This window comes from Mesobacillus jeotgali, from assembly GCF_900166585.1.
In the GTDB taxonomy this organism is placed as follows: Bacteria; Bacillota; Bacilli; order Bacillales; family Cytobacillaceae; genus Mesobacillus; species Mesobacillus jeotgali_A.
This window is the reverse complement of sequence record NZ_FVZC01000004.1, coordinates 37,196-58,195: the sequence shown is the minus strand read 5'-3', so window position 1 is coordinate 58,195 and position 21,000 is coordinate 37,196. Positions and strand designations below refer to the sequence as shown.

The 21,000-nt window shown below is 44.6% G+C and carries 19 protein-coding genes; all 19 read right to left on the bottom strand.

Going from position 1 to position 21,000, the window contains the following annotated elements; genetic code table 11:
* Positions 1–408 precede the first annotated feature (408 nt).
* Positions 409–1,893 carry a lysine--tRNA ligase gene (gene lysS, locus B5X77_RS00590; RefSeq protein ID WP_079504217.1) on the bottom strand — a complete coding sequence of 495 codons (1,485 nt, stop codon included), beginning with the start codon at positions 1,891–1,893 and terminating at the stop codon, positions 409–411.
* 207 nt (positions 1,894–2,100) lie between these two features.
* On the bottom strand, positions 2,101–3,102 hold the full coding sequence (gene dusB / locus B5X77_RS00585; RefSeq protein WP_079504216.1) for a tRNA dihydrouridine synthase DusB: 1,002 nt from the start codon (positions 3,100–3,102) through the stop codon (positions 2,101–2,103).
* 70 nt (positions 3,103–3,172) lie between these two features.
* Complete coding sequence (locus tag B5X77_RS00580; RefSeq protein ID WP_079504215.1) at positions 3,173–3,376, bottom strand: helix-turn-helix domain-containing protein; 204 nt, start codon at positions 3,374–3,376, stop codon at positions 3,173–3,175.
* Positions 3,328–3,855: a 2-amino-4-hydroxy-6-hydroxymethyldihydropteridine diphosphokinase gene (gene folK, locus B5X77_RS00575; protein WP_079504214.1), complete on the bottom strand. Its 528-nt coding sequence runs from the start codon at positions 3,853–3,855 to the stop codon at positions 3,328–3,330. Before folK ends, B5X77_RS00580 begins: the two co-directional genes overlap by 49 nt.
* A gap of 2 nt (positions 3,856–3,857) precedes the next feature.
* Entirely contained in the window at positions 3,858–4,217 is a 360-nt protein-coding gene (folB, locus tag B5X77_RS00570; RefSeq protein ID WP_079504213.1) for a dihydroneopterin aldolase, read from the bottom strand.
* Positions 4,210–5,034, bottom strand: a complete 825-nt coding sequence (folP, locus tag B5X77_RS00565; protein ID WP_079504212.1) for a dihydropteroate synthase — start codon at positions 5,032–5,034, stop codon at positions 4,210–4,212. Before folP ends, folB begins: the two co-directional genes overlap by 8 nt.
* Entirely contained in the window at positions 5,027–5,905 is an 879-nt protein-coding gene (gene pabC, locus B5X77_RS00560; RefSeq protein WP_079504211.1) for an aminodeoxychorismate lyase, read from the bottom strand. Before pabC ends, folP begins: the two co-directional genes overlap by 8 nt.
* Entirely contained in the window at positions 5,905–6,495 is a 591-nt protein-coding gene (pabA, locus tag B5X77_RS00555) for an aminodeoxychorismate/anthranilate synthase component II (protein ID WP_079504210.1), read from the bottom strand. Before pabA ends, pabC begins: the two co-directional genes overlap by 1 nt.
* Positions 6,492–7,895, bottom strand: coding sequence for an anthranilate synthase component I family protein (locus B5X77_RS00550; protein ID WP_373887792.1), 1,404 nt, complete (start codon positions 7,893–7,895; stop codon positions 6,492–6,494). Before B5X77_RS00550 ends, pabA begins: the two co-directional genes overlap by 4 nt.
* Positions 7,896–8,116: 221 nt before the next feature.
* Positions 8,117–9,043: a cysteine synthase A gene (gene cysK / locus B5X77_RS00545; protein ID WP_079504209.1), complete on the bottom strand. Its 927-nt coding sequence runs from the start codon at positions 9,041–9,043 to the stop codon at positions 8,117–8,119.
* Between the two features lie 227 nt (positions 9,044–9,270).
* On the bottom strand, positions 9,271–10,155 hold the full coding sequence (locus B5X77_RS00540) for a peptidyl-prolyl cis-trans isomerase (RefSeq protein ID WP_079504208.1): 885 nt from the start codon (positions 10,153–10,155) through the stop codon (positions 9,271–9,273).
* A 22-nt stretch (positions 10,156–10,177) separates the two neighbouring features.
* Positions 10,178–11,056, bottom strand: coding sequence for an Hsp33 family molecular chaperone HslO (gene hslO / locus B5X77_RS00535; protein WP_079504207.1), 879 nt, complete (start codon positions 11,054–11,056; stop codon positions 10,178–10,180).
* Between the two features lie 52 nt (positions 11,057–11,108).
* On the bottom strand, positions 11,109–11,885 hold the full coding sequence (locus B5X77_RS00530; RefSeq protein ID WP_176167186.1) for a type III pantothenate kinase: 777 nt from the start codon (positions 11,883–11,885) through the stop codon (positions 11,109–11,111).
* 265 nt (positions 11,886–12,150) lie between these two features.
* Positions 12,151–14,121, bottom strand: a complete 1,971-nt coding sequence (ftsH, locus tag B5X77_RS00525) for an ATP-dependent zinc metalloprotease FtsH (protein WP_079504205.1) — start codon at positions 14,119–14,121, stop codon at positions 12,151–12,153.
* 134 nt (positions 14,122–14,255) lie between these two features.
* On the bottom strand, positions 14,256–14,795 hold the full coding sequence (gene hpt, locus B5X77_RS00520) for a hypoxanthine phosphoribosyltransferase (RefSeq protein WP_445081450.1): 540 nt from the start codon (positions 14,793–14,795) through the stop codon (positions 14,256–14,258).
* A 27-nt stretch (positions 14,796–14,822) separates the two neighbouring features.
* The gene (tilS, locus tag B5X77_RS00515) at positions 14,823–16,208 is read right to left on the bottom strand and encodes a tRNA lysidine(34) synthetase TilS (RefSeq protein ID WP_079504204.1); all 1,386 of its coding nucleotides are present in this window, start codon (positions 16,206–16,208) and stop codon (positions 14,823–14,825) included.
* Between the two features lie 175 nt (positions 16,209–16,383).
* Positions 16,384–17,409, bottom strand: coding sequence for a protein kinase domain-containing protein (locus tag B5X77_RS00510; protein ID WP_079504203.1), 1,026 nt, complete (start codon positions 17,407–17,409; stop codon positions 16,384–16,386).
* On the bottom strand, positions 17,378–18,115 hold the full coding sequence (locus tag B5X77_RS00505; RefSeq protein WP_079504202.1) for a vWA domain-containing protein: 738 nt from the start codon (positions 18,113–18,115) through the stop codon (positions 17,378–17,380). The genes B5X77_RS00510 and B5X77_RS00505 overlap by 32 nt, the downstream gene beginning before the upstream one ends.
* Before the next feature lie 349 nt (positions 18,116–18,464).
* On the bottom strand, positions 18,465–20,939 hold the full coding sequence (gene spoIIE / locus B5X77_RS00500) for a stage II sporulation protein E (protein WP_079504201.1): 2,475 nt from the start codon (positions 20,937–20,939) through the stop codon (positions 18,465–18,467).
* Positions 20,940–21,000 lie beyond the last annotated feature (61 nt).

Sequence of the window (21,000 nt, the reverse complement as noted above, 5' to 3'; positions counted from 1 at the left end):
ACTCTCCAAAAAAGAGTTATGAGTTAGCTCATAAGTTAAAACGTTGGCTCATGTTCTTCTATAATAGAAGCCATGAATAATTTATTGTTTGTTGACGCTTGTTTGTTTAGTTTTCAAAGAACAATTTTCTTTGTTGCTCCATCAGAAGCAACTCTTATATATTATCAGGTTCAAAACCCAATGTCAATAAGTTTTTTTCAATTTCTTCGCTGCTAACTAAGTAGCTCGTAGCAACAGATATAAATATAGCACCTTTAATCTACAATAGCAACCTCTTTTTTAGATTTTTATACGCGCAAATAAAAGAAAGATAATTCATATTTCTGTCTCCAAATCCATGAATGATTCGCTTCTTCAATGAAAATAAAAAAGGCAAAACGGCGTTTGCCGTTTTGCCTCCCGCTATTCTTAGCGATGACGCATCAATGGGAATAATAGTACATCCCTGATGGATGGTGAATTTGTCAGAAGCATAACCAATCGGTCGATCCCGATTCCAAGTCCGCCTGTTGGAGGCATTCCATATTCCAATGCTTCGATGAAATCCTCATCCATTTCGTGTGCTTCATCGTTACCTTGTTCCTTTTCTTTCAACTGTGCTTCAAAACGTTCTCTTTGATCGATTGGATCGTTAAGCTCAGTGAACGCGTTCGCATGCTCTCTCGCTACGATGAACAATTCGAAACGGTCAGTGAAACGTGAATCTTCATCATTCTTTTTCGCCAAAGGAGAGATATCAACCGGATGGCCAAAGATGAATGTTGGCTGGATCAGGTGCTCTTCCACTTTTTGCTCGAAGAACTCATTGACGATATGGCCATATTGCATGTGCTCAGTGATTTCCACTCCGTGTTCTTTGGCAAGTGCACGTGCTTCCTCTGTACTCATCTGTGGCCAGAAGTCCACTCCTGTATATTCTTTAATCGCATCTACCATATGGACTCTCTTCCATTCTGGTTTAAGATCGATTTCATATTCTCCATACTGGATGGTTGTTGTACCAAGTACATCCTGTGCGATATACGCAACCATGTTCTCTGTGAGTGACATGATATCACGCCAATCCGCGTATGCTTCATAAAGCTCAAGCATTGTGAATTCTGGATTATGTCTTGTAGAAACCCCTTCATTACGGAATACCCGGCCAATTTCATACACTTTTTCAAGTCCGCCGACAATCAGACGCTTCAAGTGAAGTTCAATAGCGATACGCATGTACAGCTGCATATCGAGTGCGTTATGATGGGTAATGAAAGGTCGCGCTGATGCTCCGCCAGCAATGGAGTGCATTAACGGTGTTTCAACTTCCAGATACCCCTGGTTATCAAGGTAACGGCGCATCGACTGGATGATGCGGCTGCGGTTGATGAAAGTAGTTTTGCTTTCATTGCTGGTAATCAGGTCGAGATAACGCTGGCGATAGCGCTGCTCAACGTCTTTAAGACCATGGAACTTCTCAGGAAGCGGGCGCAATGCCTTTGTTAGGAATATGAAGTTTTCAGCCTTGATTGACAGCTCGCCAACTTTAGTTTTGAAAAGTGTTCCCTCAACACCGACGATATCACCGAGATCAGCTGAGTCAAAGACTTGGTATTGCTCTTCACCGACTGCATCCTGGCGGACATAGATCTGGATCTGGCCAGCAAGGTCCTGGATGTGCGCAAAGCCTGCCTTTCCTTTTCCGCGTTTCGTCATGATCCGTCCAGCTATTTTTACCGAAACATTCTTTGCCTCGATTTCTTCTTTCTCTAACTCGCCAAATTCGCTGATCAGCTCTTCAGTAAGGTGTGAGCGTTCGAAACGTTTGCCGAATGGGTCCATGCCTTTTTGACGCAATGCACTCATTTTGTCTCTTCTGACTCTAAGCTGGTCATTTAATTCTTCATGACTCATGTCGCTTTCACTCCAATATATAATTAAATTTAATATGTAATCCTGAGTAAGTTAGGTGGATACTTTTATTATTTTACACAAACAAACGTATTCAGACATTAAAAATCTCTTTTTATCTCCCAAATAGAAATAAAAACTGCCAGTTTGACCACTGGCAGTTACATTTAATACACGTATTATAGGAAATGTGATGGGTATTGTCAATTTTTATCCAACCTGGTGAACTGTTTGTTCTTTCGCTTCTACTTCATCCGCAAAGTTCCTCAGCAAGCTGACAAGCTGGTCTCTTGTTGAGCATTCATTAATACCGTTACGAACCGTCGCATTTCCGCGGATGCCTTTCAGGTACCACGCAGCATGCTTCCGCATTTCGCGGACAGCAATATGCTCGTTTTTCAGAGCAATCAGGCGGTCCAGATGAAGAATACTGACATCAATTTTCTCGCGCGCTGTTGGTTCGTCCATCAACTCGCCAGTTTCAAGGTATTTAACTGTACGGTAGATCATCCATGGATTACCCAGTGCAGCGCGACCAATCATTACTCCGTCTACACCTGTCTCTTCCAGCATTCTCTTTGCATCCTCTGGAGTCTGCACGTCACCGTTACCGATCACAGGAATGTTTACAGCCTGCTTGACATCACGGATGATATCCCAGTTAGCTATCCCTTCATACAATTGTACACGTGTACGGCCATGAAGTGCTACTGCCTTCCCGCCAGCTCGTTCTACCGCACGGGCATTCTCGATGGCGAAAATATGTTCGTCATCCCACCCCATGCGCATTTTTACCGTTACTGGTTTATCAACCGCATCTACAACAGCGGATACCATTTCGTAGATTTTATTTGGGTCTAGCAGCCATTTTGCACCTGCATCACATTTCGTGATCTTTGGCACGGGGCAGCCCATATTGATATCAATGATATCGGCATTCGTGTTTTTGTCCACGTATTGGGCAGCCTGGACAAGCATATCCTTTTCACCGCCAAAAATTTGCAGGCTCAAAGGCTTTTCACGTTCATCTATATATAACATGTCGAGGGTTCTATTGTTTTGAGAAACAATCCCTTTGTCGCTGACCATTTCGGCACAAACCAGCCCTGCGCCGAATTCTTTTACTGTCAAACGGAACGCTGAGTTGCAAATGCCAGCCATTGGCGCGAGGACGACCTGATTTTTCATTTCAATATCGCCAATCTTAAGCATGTTTTCCTCCTTCGTTTTGTGCTGTCGATTCCGCTCCGAAGCAGCAGTTCAATTAAATATATCGCAAGCCCTATTGTGGCGTTAATTCATCCAACCCAACATCCAAAAAATTTGCGATTCTGGTAATCAATCTTTCATCAGGCATTCTGTTTCCCCGTTCGATTTCACCAAGGACCGATACGGAAATGCCAAGCTCTTTTGCGAAGCCTTCTTGAGTGTAACCCTTCAGCTTTCGATAAGCGCGAATACGTCTTCCCCATTTTTCTGCTTCCATATTCGTACTCCTTCTCTATCCGGTATACTTAGTAGACAGTTTTTCAGCGGCTCCCTCATGGTTGGGAGCGTGATACTTGGGTCCATTTCAAGCAATGGAAGGATTACAAATGCGCGTTCACTCATCCGAGGGTGCGGAATTGTAAGCTTCTCTGTTTCAATATTCTCTTGATTATACAGCAAAATGTCAAGGTCCAAAGTTCTCGGCCCCCATTTTATTTGCCTCTTTCTCCCAAGCTTCAATTCAATTCGCAGGCAAGTATCCAACAGTTCGAAGGGTGAAAGGTTTGTCTCTACCTGGATTGCCATATTCAAGAATTGATCCTGATCTGTGTAGCCCACCGGGTCTGTCTCATAGACGGATGAAGTATTTACCACAGTAATCATCTCATGACTTTCAAGTAAGATGATGGCTTGTGTTAGATAACCAAATCGGTCACCCACATTGGACCCGAGCGCAATATATGCTTTGTTTTCCACTGTCATCTACTCCTTGTGATTTCGACTGCGACGGATTTGTAATGTCCAGGGATTGGCGGGTCCGGCTTGATGACCTTTACATGGCATGCTTCTACGAGCGAAAACCGGTCCAGTATGGTGCCGGCGATTTTGTCCGCAATGGCTTCTACAAGCTTGAATGGTTTGCCTTCAACGATATCCTTGCATACTTGATATAAATCGGCGTAGTTAATGGAATTCTCAAGTTCATCACTTTTTCCTGCTGTCGAGAGGTCCAGTTCCACCGTCAAATCCACTGCAAAACGCTGTCCAAGCCTTGTTTCTTCAGGAAACACACCGTGGTATCCGTAAAACTCCATTTGATTGACATGTATTTTATCCACCAAATTCACCCTTTCCCATCATAGCATCCATCATTTTAGCCATCCTCGACATTTCTTTCACATCATGGATCCTGACGATCTGACAGCCTTTTTGGATCCCGAAGCATACTGTCGCACCTGTCCCTTCTGTTCTTTCAGAAACAGGGAGGTCGAGCACGCCGCCAATCATCGATTTTTTCGAGGTGCCCAGCAGCACAGGATAACCTAAGGACACTAGAGTATCCAGATGGCGCATCATCTCCAGGTTCTGTGATAAGTCTTTTGCAAATCCGATACCCGGGTCAAGGATAATTTGCTCATCCCTGACGCCTGCTTTTTTGGCTATCGTGATGCTTTCATATAAATCATTCAGTACATCCCTGATGAAATGAGAATAATTACGGTCCTTACGATTATGCATGAGGATGATCGGCACACCTGTTTCAGCTGCAACATCAGCAATCTCGGGGTCTTCCTTTGCTCCCCAAATATCGTTGATGATCACTGCTCCGGCTTCGACTGCGCTTTTGGCGACCTTTGATTTATAGGTATCAATTGAAATCGGAATCTGCAGTTCTTTTGTGATTGCCTCGATTGCAGGTACTACCCTGCTGATCTCCTCTTCATCTGAAATGCGCTCATGGCCAGGCCTCGTTGATTCGCCGCCGATATCCAGGATATGCGCTCCGTCCTCGATCATCTGTTTTGCATGGGCCACAGCATTTTCAATATGGTTATACTTGCCTCCATCTGAAAAAGAATCTGGGGTGACATTTAAAATTCCCATAATCAACGTTTCATTAGTGTAATCCAATGTATATGGACCAGCTTTAATCATTTGCGAGCCCTCCAATCAATTGTCTTCTGCTCCATAGCGTTCCACGCTGTACTTCATATCGTTGGTATAATCTTTTAACCGCCCCGCCTGATTTCCCAGGAAAACTTTTACCTGCAAAAGAAGTGACGGGAACTATTTCCTGTATCGAGTTTGTCAGGAATATTTCATCAGCTGCTTCCGCTTCTTCTTTTTTGTAAAAGCCTTCACGTACCTCAATGCCCGCTGTACGGGCCAACTCGATGACGAACTTGCGTGTCACTCCATCCAAAATACCGGTATCGACCGACGGGGTGAAAAGGATTCCTTCCCGATACCAGAAAAGATTTGAGACGATTCCTTCTGCCAGGAAACCTTCGTTATTTAAAAAGATGCCTTCCGTATCCATTGCGGGGCCTGCTTCACGCTTGGCCAGCACATTGTTCAGATAGTGATGTGATTTCAAACGGACATCCCCTTCTGGAGTGTTCCGCCTCAAATCAAGCAGCACTGCTTTTTTCTCATTCATATCACCTGCCGGGGGCAAAGGCTTGGCAAAAGCGATGACATTTGGCTCCCTGTAGCTTTCCGTCCGCAAACCAATTTCACCATTGCCCGCGGATATATTAAAGCGGATATATGCATCCCGTAGAGAGTTTTTCGCTAAAAGACCTTCCAGGATTCCGACCGTTTCCGTGCGTGTAAATTCAGCTTCGATATTCAGGATACGCAGACTGCCATTCAGCCGCTCCAAGTGATCATCCAGCAAAAACGGATGTCCATTGTATACCCGGAAGGTTTCGAAAACTCCCAAACCATATAAAAAACCATGGTCAAACGGGGAAATCGCGGCCTCATTGCTATCCGCATAACTGCCGTTAATATAAATGTACATTACAGACTTACTTCCTTAGCTTTATTATAATGAGCAATAAAGTTCCGAAGCAGCTGTTTACCCGGCGTCGTTAAAATTGATTCAGGATGAAACTGGACACCTTCTACGGGCAGGGTTTTATGGCGTACCGCCATGATTTCCCCTTCCTCTGTCCAAGCTGAGACTTCAAGGCAGTCAGGAAGGGTATCCCTTTTTACGATGAGTGAATGATAACGTGCTGCAGGGAAAGGGTTTTCCACTCCTTCGAAAATGGTCTTGCCGTCATGATAGACCATTGATGTTTTCCCATGCATGAGCCGCTCTGCACGGACCACGTCTCCGCCAAACACCTGGGCAATAGACTGATGGCCAAGGCAAACTCCGAAGATGGGTGTTTTGCCGGCAAAATTCTTGATAGCCTCCAGGCTAATGCCAGCTTCATTAGGACTGCACGGGCCAGGGGATACCATTAAAAATTTCGGCTCCAGCTCTGCTATTCCCTTTATGGAAGTCTGGTCATTGCGGATGACCTTCAGTTCTTCTCCCATCTCACCTAAATATTGAACCAGATTATATGTGAAAGAATCATAATTATCGATCATCAAAATCATGCGTTTCCCTCCGCGAGCTCTTTCGCCTTCCATAAAGCGATGGCTTTCTTTAAGGATTCTTTGTATTCATTTGCAGGAATCGAATCGATCACAACGCCGGCACCTGCCTGAACATATGCCATCCTGTCCTTGACAAGCATGGTACGAATAATGATGTTCAGTTCCATATTGCCGTTAAAACCAATCCAGCCCAGCGATCCGGTATATGGCCCGCGCCTCACCGGCTCGAGTTCCTCAATGATTTCCATAGTCCTTATCTTTGGGGCACCGGTAATCGTACCGCCCGGGAAGGTCGCATTGACAACATCGAACCAAGTTTCACCTTCTGCCAGCTCTCCCCTGACATTCGAAACAATATGCATGACATGTGAGTATTTTTCAATCACCATGAATTCGTTTACTTCGACAGTACCGTATTTGCACACCCTGCCAAGGTCATTTCGTTCTAGGTCGACAAGCATGACATGCTCAGCCCGTTCTTTCTCGTTATTGATCAATTCGCTGGCGAGCTGCAAATCTTCCTCATTCGTCCTGCCCCTCGATCTTGTCCCGGCAATCGGCCTAGTGCTGACCTCGGAACCTTTCACTTTTGCTAAAAGTTCAGGCGAGCCGCTGACGAGCTGGAAGTCTTCAGTATGCAAATAACCCATATACGGGGACGGATTCAGCCTTCGCAGCTGTCTGTACACTTCAAGAGCTTCTTTCTCAATCGGCTTGGACTGCCGTACTGATAAATTGACCTGGAAGACATCTCCCTGTGAAATGTATTGCTGGACCCTCTCCACTGCCTGGATAAAGTTTGCTTCATCCATGGATACATGCAGCTCATCTGCAGCATGCTTGTCCAATGTCTCAGCATTAGACACTGGCACCTCTGCCTTCCAGCGTTTTTGCCATTCTGACAGCCTATCCTTTGTCTGTTGTTCCTGTCCGGATTCATTCAGCGCCATGATCCATAAGGTTTCCGTTAGGTGGTCAAACACAAACCACTCCAGGAAAACTTGAAAATAAACCTCTGGTATACCGGAATCATCCTTTGCCAACTGCGGTAGCTTTTCAATATAGCGGGCGTAATCATAGCTGATATAGCCAATCGCCCCTCCCTGGAAATCAGGCAGCCCCTCAACTTCGGGCATTTGAAAAACCTCTAGTTCCTGTTTCATTATTTCAAGTGGATTTCCCTCGAGAATCGTTGTCTTCCCTTTTTGGAAAATCGTTAATTTATGATCTTTCCCTGAAAAAGTAATCTCCGGTTTGAACGCGGCGATGCTGTAACGCCCGCCCCGGCCGCTTTCAAGAATGACATGCTCTTTATATTGTTGGGCAATATGATCGTATTGATGAAAAAAACGTGAAGCTGTATATGGAATTGTTAGTGATTGAATGCTGTAATGCGGCAAGCTCTTCACCCCTATTTTTTTCTCTTTTTCCATCATACATGATGAAAGGCCGGCTTTCATTTTTAAAATCATGGTTTTTTCAGAAAATCTTGTTGTTTATTTAAAAAGGCTATTTGCCCTGATTGTTATTTGATAACACATCTTTTCTGCAGTATTCAAAAAAGCCAGGCGCTTTAACCATAAAAAAGAGGCAAGCTAAACAGCCTGCCTCTCCTTATATGTTAGTTTTCAAATTGATAAAGCGGTGTGCTCAGGTAGCGTTCGCCATTGCTCGGAATCACGGCGAGGACTTTTTTGCCCTTGCCTAGTTTTTTTGCTGTTTCGAGTGCAGCGTAAATCGCTGCACCAGAAGAGATTCCGCCAAGGATACCTTCCTCTTTAGCCGCACGACGGGCATAATCGAATGCCTGTTCATTTTCCACCTTGATGATTTCATCATATACATTGGTATCAAGAACGCCAGGCACGAAGCCTGCTCCGATTCCCTGAATCTTGTGAGGACCTGGTTTTCCTCCTGATAAAACCGGTGAGTCTGTCGGTTCTACAGCAACAATCTTGATATCCTTATATTTTTCACGGAGGACTTTCCCTGCACCGGTGATGGTTCCGCCTGTACCGATGCCAGCAATGAACGCATCAAGCTGGTCACCCATCTGCTCGACGATTTCTGGTCCAGTCGTTTGTTCATGGATGGAAGGGTTGGCTTCATTCTCGAACTGCTGAGGCATGAAATAACCATTTTCCTTAGCGAGCTCCTCTGCCTTGCGAATAGCTCCGCCCATTCCTTCAGGACCAGGAGTCAATACGAGGTCAGCTCCATAGGCTCTCAGCAGGTTCCGACGCTCCATGCTCATAGTCTCAGGCATGACGAGAATTGCTTTATAGCCCTTTGCAGCCGCTACCATCGCAAGTCCGATGCCGGTATTGCCGCTTGTTGGTTCAATGAGCGTATCCCCGTTTTTCAGGTTACCCTTTGATTCGGCATCCTCAATCATCGCAAGGGCAATACGATCCTTAACACTGCTGCCAGGGTTCATATATTCAAGCTTTAGGTATACATCTGCACTTTGCTCATCAACAAGTCTGTTCAATTTTACGATTGGTGTCTGGCCGATCAGCTCAGTAATGGAGTTTGCAATACGTACCATATTATCCACCTTCTATTCCGAGTATTTTTGTTGGTTTTATTAAAATTTACCAGTACTTTTAGTCTATGTCAATCAGTATGCTTCGACAAAAACAGATATATCTCTTTTGCCCATCCTTTTTTAAACTATCCTATTTTAAATCGCCGTAAACAAGAAAAGACAGCGTTCGTTACCAGTCAGAGCGAAAAATAAATAAAGCACCGGTTTATATAACCAGTGCTTCACCATTATTTTTCGCTGCCTTCGCCATAGAACCAGCTGACTTCCGCATCATTCCAAAATGCACGTGCAGAAACAGGAATATCCATTTGTTCAAGGGCAATCTGTCTGCGAATCTGGTTCTTGACCTCCTTGAAGCTATACTTCTTCCCTTCAAGTTTTTCATGAAGGTAAATAATGGCATACCCATTCTCTACTTTTACGGGTCCAGTCCATTCTTCTGGTTCCAGGGATTTTGCTGCTCCGATAACCGCAGGTGAAATAAGTTCATCTTCTTCCGTTATAAAGCCGATATCCCCGCCCTCATTAGCAGAGAACTCATCGATCGACCTCTCCATTGCCAGTGCAGCAAAGCTGGAACCTTCTTTCAATTCCTTTACCGCTGATTCTGCGTCTTGTTGCGTTGCAATGACGATTTGTGACAGATGGTACGAAGCAGGGATGTCAAAGAGACTCTTGTTTTGTTCGTAGAAGGATTTCATATCCTTTTCGGATACTTTGACATCCTTCGTCAAAAGTTCTTCGAGCAGCAAACTGTATTTAATCTGCTGCTTCCATTTTTCCTCGCTTTTTGGCTCATTTCCTGGTGATGAATACATCGCTTTATAGATTGTCAGTTCTCGCTCGACAGCTTTATCGGATATTTCAATCCCATATTCATCTGTCATTTGCCTGACTACTTCCTGGTCGATCAGGTCCCTGAGCGTCTCTTGTCCGTATCTTTCTTCAAGCTCAGTGAGCCATTCCTGGCGGGTGATCGACTCTTTGCCAATTTCCGCCACACTCTCCTTGTTCCCTTCAAGAAAAGCAGGTCTGGCCAGCAGCATTATAAGAGTTATTGCGTTCATTAAGGCTAACCCGGCAATAATATACCAAAGCCGCTTTTTTTCCAATTCTCTTCCCCCAACCACTCGCTTATTTTGCTTCTCTCTCTATCTCTTCTAGTTCTTCTTTTGTAAACATGTATTTCTCATTACAGAAATGGCAGTGTGCTTCTGCCTGTCCATCTGTCTCGATCATATCCCTGATTTCTTCAGCGCCAAGGCTGATTAAAGCATTGCTGAATCGTTCTTTTGAGCAGTTGCACACGAATGATACCGGCATTGTATCAAGGAACTTGACATTGTCTTCGCCGAGCAATTCCTCAAGCAGTTCCTCAGGTGACAGCCCTTTTTCAATGAGCTTTGAGACCGGCGGAATGGACTGCAGTCTTTGTTCGATCGCAGAGATGGTCTCTTCAGTGGTTCCCGGCATCAATTGGATGATGAAACCGCCTGCCGCTTTAATAGAGTTGTCCGGATTGACCAGCACTCCAACTCCAACCGAAGAATTGACCTGCTCGGATGTTGCGAAATAATAAGTGAAATCTTCGCCCAGCTCACCTGAAACAATTGGAACCTGTCCTGTAAAATAGTCACGCAGACCAAGGTCCTTAACGATAGTAAGTGTTCCGTCTGTACCGACACCCCGTCTAACATCCAGCTTTCCGTGCTCATTTAAATCGAAGTGGACATGAGGATTTGAGACATATCCCCTGACCTCTCCTTTAGCATTGCTGTCAACTAGAATCACACCCAGCGGACCGCCGCCTTCTACTTTAACCGTTAATTTATCCTCGCCTTTGAGCATTGCACCCATCATCACACCAGCCGTCATTGTCCGGCCCAGCGCAGCTGATGCCACTGGCCATGTGTAATGTCGGCGCTGAGCCTCACCAACTGTTTCAGTTGTTTTTGCCGCATATGCCCTTACTTGTCCATCAAATGCAAGTGCCTTTACTAAATAATCGCTCATTTTTCTACTCCCTTCATGCTGTAAAGTTAAATGTGTCCTCCTACCAGGAAGCTTAATTGTTTTTATCGATATTGCGTTTATAGATAAGCTGCAGTCCTTTTAAGGTTAAAAAAGGATCGACTACGTCAATGATATTTGATTCCTGGGCGATTAAATTCGCCAGTCCGCCAGTAGCGATCACTTGCGCCGGGACCGCACTCTTATCTTTCATCCGTTTAACTATTCCCTCTACCTGTCCAACATATCCATAAAGGATACCTGCTTGCATGGCAGAGACCGTATTCTTTCCAATTACGTCATCAGGACGGCTGATTTCAATTCGCGGTAGCTTGGCAGCACGCGAATAAAGGGCTTCAGTGGATATACCGATCCCAGGCGCGATCGCTCCGCCCATATACTGATTATGGTCATTAATATAACAATAGGTTGTCGCCGTGCCGAAATCGACGATGATGAGCGGGCTGCCATATTCATGGATGGCCGCAACCGCATTGACTATTCGGTCTGCCCCGACTTCCCTTGGATTTTCATATTTTATATCAAGGCCTGTCTTGATTCCAGGGCCGACAACTAATGGCTTTCTGTTGAAGTACTTCTGGCACATTCTCTCAAGTGAGAACATGATCGGCGGTACGACGGACGATATGATAATTCCATCAATATCAGAAAAAGAAAGATTGACATGGTCAAAAAGATTTTTGACAATCATCCCGAATTCATCTTCAGTTCTATGGCGGTTTGTTTCAATTCTCCAATGGTGTTTCAATTCTTCCTGTTCATAAACACCCAACACGATATTTGTATTCCCGACGTCAAAAACAAAAATCAACCTATTCACCAACTTATTTATAGTTTTCTGGACCAATACTGCAAATATCATATCATAATCGCCAGAAATACACTAAATAAAGTAAACCAAATATAGAGCTTGATTAGCAGCATAAGCTGCTTGCGATGCTCCCCTGAATGGCTCTATTATGTGATCTTGATTATCTGCTCTATCAGCTGCTGTTCCCTACCTTTTTTCTGGGTAAATTCCAAATTCATTGAAAAAAACAAGCAGGTGCTCCTAATAGAGCACCTGCTGCGTAAATCTATTCTTTTGGATTTTCGTCAATTGCCTTCGGGTTTTCAATGACTGAATCGAGTTTCTTGTCAGTCTCTTCGATGGCAGGCAACTCATCCCTTTTTGTGTTGATGTTTACTTTTACGTCGTCATTATTCACGCTGACACTGCGGTCAGGAAGACGGCCATGGTCAATCAAATGCTTGATCTGTTCTGCATCAAGAGTTTCAACCTCAAGCAGAGTGTTCGCGATTATATCAAGCTTTTCGCGATGCTCTGTAAGCAGGCTTTTCGCTCTTGCATAGCAATCCTTGATAATTGTTTGGATTTCCAGATCAATTTCATATGCAATCTTGTCAGAATAGTTCTGTTCATTGTTGAAGTCACGTCCAAGGAAAACCTGACCTTGTGACTGGCCGAACTGCAATGGCCCAAGCTTATCGCTCATTCCGAATTCAGTTACCATTCTTCTTGCAATGCCTGTAGCACGCTGGAAGTCATTGTGAGCACCAGTGCTCACTTCGCCAAAGACGATTTCTTCCGCTACACGACCGCCAAGCAATCCGGTGATTTTATCGAGAAGCTCCGGCTTCGTCATGAAGTAACGATCTTCCTTAGGAAGCATGACGGCATAGCCGCCTGCCTGCCCACGAGGGACAATAGTTACCTTATGGACCATTTCTGCTTCATCAAGCACCACGCCAATGACTGTATGGCCAGCTTCATGGAAGGCAACAATATTTCTTTCCTTTTTGGAAATGACACGGGTTTTCTTAGCTGGACCAGCAATGACGCGGTCTGTTGCTTCATCCAAATCCAACATGTCAATCTTCTTCTTATTTCTTCTCGCTGCGACAAGAGCTGCTTCGTTCAACAAGTTCTCGAGATCTGCACCAGAGAAACCTGGAGTACGGGCTGCAATGCTCTTTAAGTTCACAGATTCATCAAGAGGCTTATTTCTCGCATGTACCTTCAGTACAGCTTCACGTCCAGTAACATCAGGACGGTCTACTGTGATCTGGCGGTCAAAACGGCCTGGACGCAGCAATGCTGGATCTAGGATATCAGGACGGTTTGTAGCAGCTACGATAATGATTCCCTCGTTGGCACCAAAGCCATCCATTTCAACAAGTAACTGGTTGAGCGTCTGTTCGCGCTCGTCATGCCCTCCGCCAAGACCAGCACCACGCTGGCGGCCGACAGCATCGATTTCATCAATGAAAATTATACATGGAGCATTCTTTTTAGCTGTTTCAAACAAATCACGCACACGTGATGCACCGACACCGACGAACATTTCAACGAAATCGGAACCGCTGATTGAGAAAAACGGCACTCCCGCTTCTCCAGCTACAGCACGAGCAAGCAAAGTTTTACCTGTTCCCGGAGGTCCTACCAACAGGATTCCCTTTGGAATACGGGCTCCCAGCTCAGCAAATTTACGAGGATCCTTAAGGAATTCAACGACCTCGACCAACTCTTGCTTTTCTTCATCTGCGCCCGCGACATCTTTGAAGCGGACTTTCTTCTTCTCTTCGTTATAAAGCTTTGCTTTGCTTTTTCCGAAGTTCATGACACGGCTTCCGCCGCCCTGAGCCTGGTTAAGCAAGAAGAAGAATAGAATGAAAATAATGATAAACGGAATGATCGATGTAAAGAATGTCACCCATCCGCTAGTTTCCTTGGCAGGCTTAATCTCGACATCTGCACTTGCAGCCGCTTGTTCAATGCGGTTCAATGTTTCCGGGTTGTTCCAAACATAAGTAATGAAGCCCTGGCCTTCCTTCTGGCCCTTCAACTGACCTCTAACTTCATACACACCGCGTTCAGGCTGCAGCGAAAGATTACCTTCGACATTACCTGCCTCAAGTTCCTGTATGAATTTATCGTAAGTGATTTGTTCAGTTGGCTGGTTATTGCCATTAAAGAAGCTTACTACTCCGATAATGACTAAAAATATCAATAAATAAAAGATGGTATTACGGAAGATCCGATTCATCCCTTACCTCCTCCCACGGTAGACAAACTATACTAAATAGTATCATAGCAATTTATGCTAATACAAGAAATTAACATTCAGAATATTTGGTTGTTAGGCGAAATAATAAATTAAATTCACTAAATTCAACCATTTTATTTCGTATACACTTCTGGCTTTAGAACACCGATATATGGAAGGTTACGGTACTTTTCCGCATAATCAAGTCCATATCCGACAACGAACTCATCAGGAACAATGAATCCTACATAATCAGCAGTGATGTCGGCTTTTCTTCCTGTTGGTTTATCTAGCAGTGTAACAATCTTTATGGACTTTGCCTTTCGGTATCTGAACAGCTCAACCAAATAGCTGAGTGTCAGGCCGCTGTCGATGATATCCTCGATGATGAGGATGTCTCTTCCTTCTACTGAAGTATCAAGGTCCTTAAGGATCTTAACTTCACCAGATGATACCATCGCATTGCCATAACTTGATACATCCATGAAATCCATTTCTAGATAAGCATCCGTACGTTTAAGCAGATCGCCCATGAATGGCATTGCGCCTTTTAAGACACCGATTGCCAGCGGAAAGCGGTCCTTGTATTCTTCCGTTAATTCTGCCGCCAGCTGCTTAGTCTTTTCCTGAATTTCCTCTTCTGTAAACAATACTTTTTCAATATCATTTTTCATCATGATCATTGTGCCCCCTGGAAGATATCAATGCTTTATATAAGTTAATAGTAATAACCTGTTTCCTTGTTCATCTGCTTCATGTTTCGATTTTTTCAGGCCCGGAAGCCAAAGGATCCTGTCTTCCCGATCTGTCACAACCGGCCACTCATCCCTCTCATTTATAGGTATTTTCATATCGATGAAAATATCTTTCAGCTTCTTAGAACCCTCCATTCCCTTCAATGACATCCGGTCCCCATTCTTCCTGGTACGGATATATAAGGGAGTCCCTGATTCCTCCAGGTCGATGACGAAACGATGATTGGAAACATCCCCGACATGAACATCATTGAGCAATTGGGCATCAATGACATCACCATTGGGCAAAATTAGCTGATCTGATCCTGATATTTCGTAACGATAGCTATGCCTTTCTGGCGGATTCAATTTGAAGTGGCAATTTCCATACGATCGTATGATTCTTAAACCGCTGGGGAAATCAAGAGTTCCTGACGGATGGGGGTTGCGAATTATTGAAAAAATCTTTTCAATATGTATAGCGGAAAGAGAAGCAGGTCGATCATTGTAAAGATAATTTAATATTAGTTTAATCCCTCTTCTTTGTAAAGGCATTGGCATTTCCCGAAAAGAACTAATACCAATTGTAATCCCTTTGTCCTCTTTCTTCATTACTTTATTCAATTTTTCCTTTGTTAATTCAAGAAGATATTCTTCATCCATTTGCTGTTCTTCGCTGAAACGCTGGAAGTGCTCATGGACTGCAGGATTCTCTTCCTTTAAAAATGGCAGGACAGTTTTCCTGAATCGATTCCTGCTATAGTATGTCTTGTCATTGCTGGGATCGATTCTAGGTTCCAGGGAATTTAGGGCGCAATAATCTTCCAGTTCCGCTTTTGTCAAACATAGAAACGGCCTGAAAATCGAGAAAGGACCAAACTTACGGGAAAAAGGAATACCAGCCCTGGCTTTTCCAGAACTTCCCCTCGTAAGCCTCATCAATACCGTCTCAACCTGGTCATCACCATGGTGTCCAAGGGCAAGGTATTGGAGCTGATGCTTCTCCATTACTTCCTCAAAAAATGCGTATCTGCAGGCACGGGCAGCTTGTTGGGAGCTTAACCCCGTCTCCCGCATATAAGCCGGAACGTCAATTCTTTTCATCTCGAATGGAAGGTTGTGTTTGTCACAAAAAGCTTTTACAAAAAGAGCATCCTGATACGATTCTTCACCTCGGAACATGTGATCTACATGGACCGCAACAATTTTGAGTAATTTCCGTTCTCGCTGCTGAGATAAATAATGAAGCAGAGCAAGCGAATCCGGCCCGCCGGATACACCGACTGCAATTGACTTGTTATTCAGCTGAAAATCATGCCTTTCAAGAAAAGCATTCACCTTCATATCAATCATCATGTTCTTCCTAACCCGGCATTGCCGATTTAACTCTATACCCAAGCCGGCAATCCATTAATCTTGTAAATAGGTTTATTATTATTCAGCTTAACACTTTCCCCATCACTTTATCAAAAATCAGGGCTCTAATCCCCTTTCTACGTATAAGCAGGCAAAAAGGTTTCAAAATTACTCAAGTAACTTGACTATAAATATAGAAAAAATAAAGCATTGAGATAACCAGAATGATCGTGACTGTTTCAAGAGCTGAGGATTTCCTCTTGCTCTTGTTGTATCGCTTCCGCGTTTGGCCGCCCGCTGAGGCTGCAGCCTGTTTCATATTGCTTGCAGCTTGTTGCTGGGGCTGCTTTTGAGCTCCGGTCCTTTGTGGATGCCGTCTGTTTCTTGGTGATGAATCTGGCTGATGGACTTGCAATAAATCGGTCCTCATCTCCTTTGCTGACTGATACTTGCCAGACAAAGCATTATATATGACCTTTTCATAAATTCCTAAATCGGGTTTTTGCTTCACCATATCCATTATTTCACTGATTCCGCCTGACTTCTTCGTGAACCTTTTCGGATAACTTGTGTTGACTATGATCATGGCGACAGCGAAAAGATCATAGCGTGGATCTGCCTTCCTGCTGCCAAGTCCCCAATAACCCCGGTCAAAAAACTCCGTAAATTCTTTTATTGACCTCCCCTGCAGCGTTGTTCCGCCTACATCGATACAGCGGATTCTGGCCGGTGGTCCTGTCACAATCAAATTTTCCGGCTTTAAATCACCAAAAATCCAGCCATTTTCATGAAGCTGCTGCAAATCAGCCAGTAACTGGAGAATCATCACTCCAGTCCAGTCCGGCCCTTTCTGCTGGAGGAAAGCTAGGAAATCTGGTCCTTTGATGAACTCCATCACATAAAAGCTTACTTTCTTACCCGGACGTTCCCAATCATCCACATCCATCAAAGAAGGCCCGAGGGCAGATCCCTGGACCTTGGCAAAAGCTTTCAATACATTGACCTCTGAAGTAACCGACATTCCATTGTCACTCATTTTCAATGCAACCTGTATATTGTTATGCCTAGCTAAGTAGACGATCCCATTCGCTCCAAAGCCAAGCTCTTTAATGATTGTATAGCGATTGTGATGCCATTTCCCCTCAATGATCGTTCCAGGGATGACCTTACACAGATTCTTCAAAGAAGGATTCATCATCACGGGACAGAAGGCTCCTTAAAGATCGTTTTTTATTGAAATAAGAAAGGGCTTCGCGAATGGCAGGACCTGTCGGAGTAATACCGCCGGTCGTCAGCTTGGCAAAAATGCTTGTAAGTGATTCAAGCTTTGGGGTCCAATCCAGCAATTTTTCGACATCATTTCTTTTCCCGGGAAATACGAATACTGAAAAACGATTATCTCCAGACCGTGCATTAAGACTCAGACTTAAGTCCAGCAAGGCTTCTTTAACGGTAGGGAGCTTATGCTTCATGCTCGCGCTTGTATCGACAAGAATCAACACATCCAACTCAACCGTCTCCCCTAGCTCATCCACAACCTCCATGACTTCACCCCGCTGTTCAGGAGGAAGGTCTTCTACTGTCCTGCCTCCGCCAAGGATTTGCTGAAGCTCCTTATTGACCACTCCCTGAAGGGTCTGGGTCATAGCCTTCCTTGTTACCATCTGGACTGTCTGGGAAAGCTGCTGCGCGTAAACAATCTGGCTGACCCCGCCGCCGGACATCGCAATACCCTCGATTTCTGTCATTCCCTGTTCATCTATAACATCCTGTTCCATCACACCGATGACATTCACCGTAATTCCCTGCTCCTTAGCCAGAGCAGCCATTGCAATCGGGTCTTCACCCTGATTTGAGCAGCCATCTGTTATGAGCAATATTTGCCTGATTGTGCCTGTTTTCATGCAATCCCCTCACTTCCAGGCTCAACTTTTACAATCTAGTAAAAGAAAGAACCCTATGATAAATTTGTTACCATTTTCGACGAAGTAAAGGGGAAATATACATATGAAATGCGAAAGCGCCTTGGTCAGCCTATACAAGATCTGGAGGGCCTGACAGTGAAGTCGTTCTTTGACTTCATTGGCAGGACCGAAGCGACTCAGGCTGCTCAAAGCTAACGCTTATCGCAAGATACTCGAGAAAGCCCAATCAAGAATGAAAACTGGCTAGGCGCTGGAGCTAGACATTTCTTGAAGTGAAAATTATACTTCCTCATACATAAAGAAATAGCATATTGCTCAAATTAAATGGTTAAGCCCTTTTTTGATAATTGGTCGCTGGAATCGAAGCCCATTTAGGGATATTGTGGTCGATCTTTGCCACGACTACCGTCATGTCATCTTCAATTGAGCCATCCCGGGAACGGATGACTTCCTCCATGATCAAGTCTGCAATTGCCTGTGGGTCTTCTGTCCGAAGTTCATTAATTTTCCGCTTCATCCACAAATCATAATTCTCTACATGCTTAGGTCCTTCAAAAACACCGTCGCTCATCATGATCAGCAGGTCGCCTGCCTTGAGTTGTTCTCCTACGACATCCACCTCGAACTCCTGCAATATTCCCATTGGCAGATTACTGGCCTGGACCTTCATCACTTTGCTGCCACGTTTGATAAAGCTAGGCGTCGAACCAATTTTTAAGAACCGGGCTGACGCATTCTGCAGGTCGATCATGGCCAAATCGAGTGTTGAGAAAATTTCATCGGTCGTCCTTAGCGATAAAATCGAGTTGACTGACTTAATTGCCACTTTTTCTTCGATTCCTGACTGCAAAATTTGCTGGAGCAATAATAGCGTATCCCTGCTTTCTGAATGAGCCCTTTCTCCATTGCCCATTCCGTCACTGATTGCGATTGCGTACTTCCCGCCGCTCAGTTCAATCGTCGAGTAGCTGTCCCCGGAAACGAGATCGCCATCCTTAGCGGCATGCGCTACCCCTGTCGCTACGGCAAAAGCCTTCGCAGATCGGAACGTCACATGGCAAAAGCCATTCGGGAATGTAGAGCACTCCTCCGAATTAACTACAATGTTTTCCTTAAGGATATCGGAAAGCATAGGCGCAATCAGTTTTTCGCATTCACCGTGCCCCTGGCAATACGGTATCGTCATATCAATATCAACATTGCCCTGTTCGAGGCTGTAGATTTCGACATGTTCGATATGGATGCCGAAATCCTGGAGAGCTTCGAGGATTTGTTCCTCCTGCTTAGAATGGTTTTCACGTTCACGCTGTATCTCCTTTGCGAAATCCCCCATTACTTCTGATACACCTAACAGCTGATCAGCCACAAGCCGTCTGCTTTCCTGTACCTGCTTTTTCAGCTTCCGGTTCGCCTGGTAGTAGGTAAGCTGCTGCTGCATGATTTCGAGTACTTTCTTGGATCTCGTGCAATGCTTATCCCACTCACGGGAAAGTTTCTGAGGCACTGTACCGGAATTTTGATCCATCTCCTGCATAATTTCGCTCATATAGTCATAGGTTGTATTAAAGTTCCTTGTCCAGCAATGGTCCTTTTTAAAACATGTCTGACATGTCTTTTCGGTGACATTGCTCAAGAAATAATCCATATCGCGGTCTGTTTCAACTGTTTCATCCTGCACCTGCAATGTGGAAAAACTTTTTGACAATGCCTCAAAAACATTAGAGAACTGGACGACACGCTGTGCTGTCACATCTCTCATTTTCCTCATATATTGCTGCTGTTCAGCGGAATATTCCGGGGTGCCAGGAATATGTTTTGCGATTTTTGAGGTAAGTGAATGCGGAGTCAGGAAAAAGAGCAGGACTGCCGCCGCCGATTCGGTCAACGTTTGGGTAAGTGCGCCTCCGCCCTCTCCATACATCCCAATCAGCAATGTGGCAATGAAAAGCCCTAGTGCTACACCTGGTTTCTTCCCCTCTTTCAGCAAGCCGCCGAGCAATCCAGAAAACGCTAGCAAGCTCATATGGTAGAAACTCGACACATTTGCCAGGCTGAATATTAAACCTGTTACGACACCGACTGTGGAACCTACTGTTGCTCCTGCGACAAATGAGAAAATAAGGACCAGGTACCGAGACATAACGTGTTCTACCGACAAATCATAGATTGTCCAGCCAATTGTACCTGTCATCACGGAAGCGAGCATGATGATCAAGCAGACGATCTCCTCAGTCTTTAAAGATTGCCTGCGCAGGCTTGAAGTCATCAAAGGAATGCTCTGCAGAAAAATGAAGGTCAATACAAGCCCCAAGCCGGCTTCGACTCCAGCCATCATCCCTTCATATAAAGTGATATTTCCTGACAAAATGAGAGCTTTCAACATTTTGGCTATTAAAATAGTGAAAAATATATAGAATGGCAGCACCTTTAAATCATTCTTGATCCACTTCTTAGTAAATTTATATAACAGCAAGAACAAGAATACCGAACCGAAGGTGAAAGCAGCGTCAGTAAATGACAGGGTTGCAGCTCCAGCAACCAGTCCAAACAGCGCAATAGGAGCGCGGTCCTTACGGATGAGGTAAACGGCGGCAAAAAACGGAAGGCTAAAAGGGGTCAGCTGCGCCAGTATTAAGGCACGGCCAAGCAAGAATCCAATAATCAGGAATATTAAGCCCTTTTTCAGGAAAAGTGTTTCGATCTTGGATTGCAGCTTCGACATGCCTTTTGCCAATCTGAATCGAGATTCCTCGAGATGAACTTCACCGATCGGTTCCATCATGTTCCTTTCTACCTTTTGCATTAAATACACTCCCCACTTTTTTATCGTTGCTGATTATTATAAGAGGGAGCAATTCAGAAGT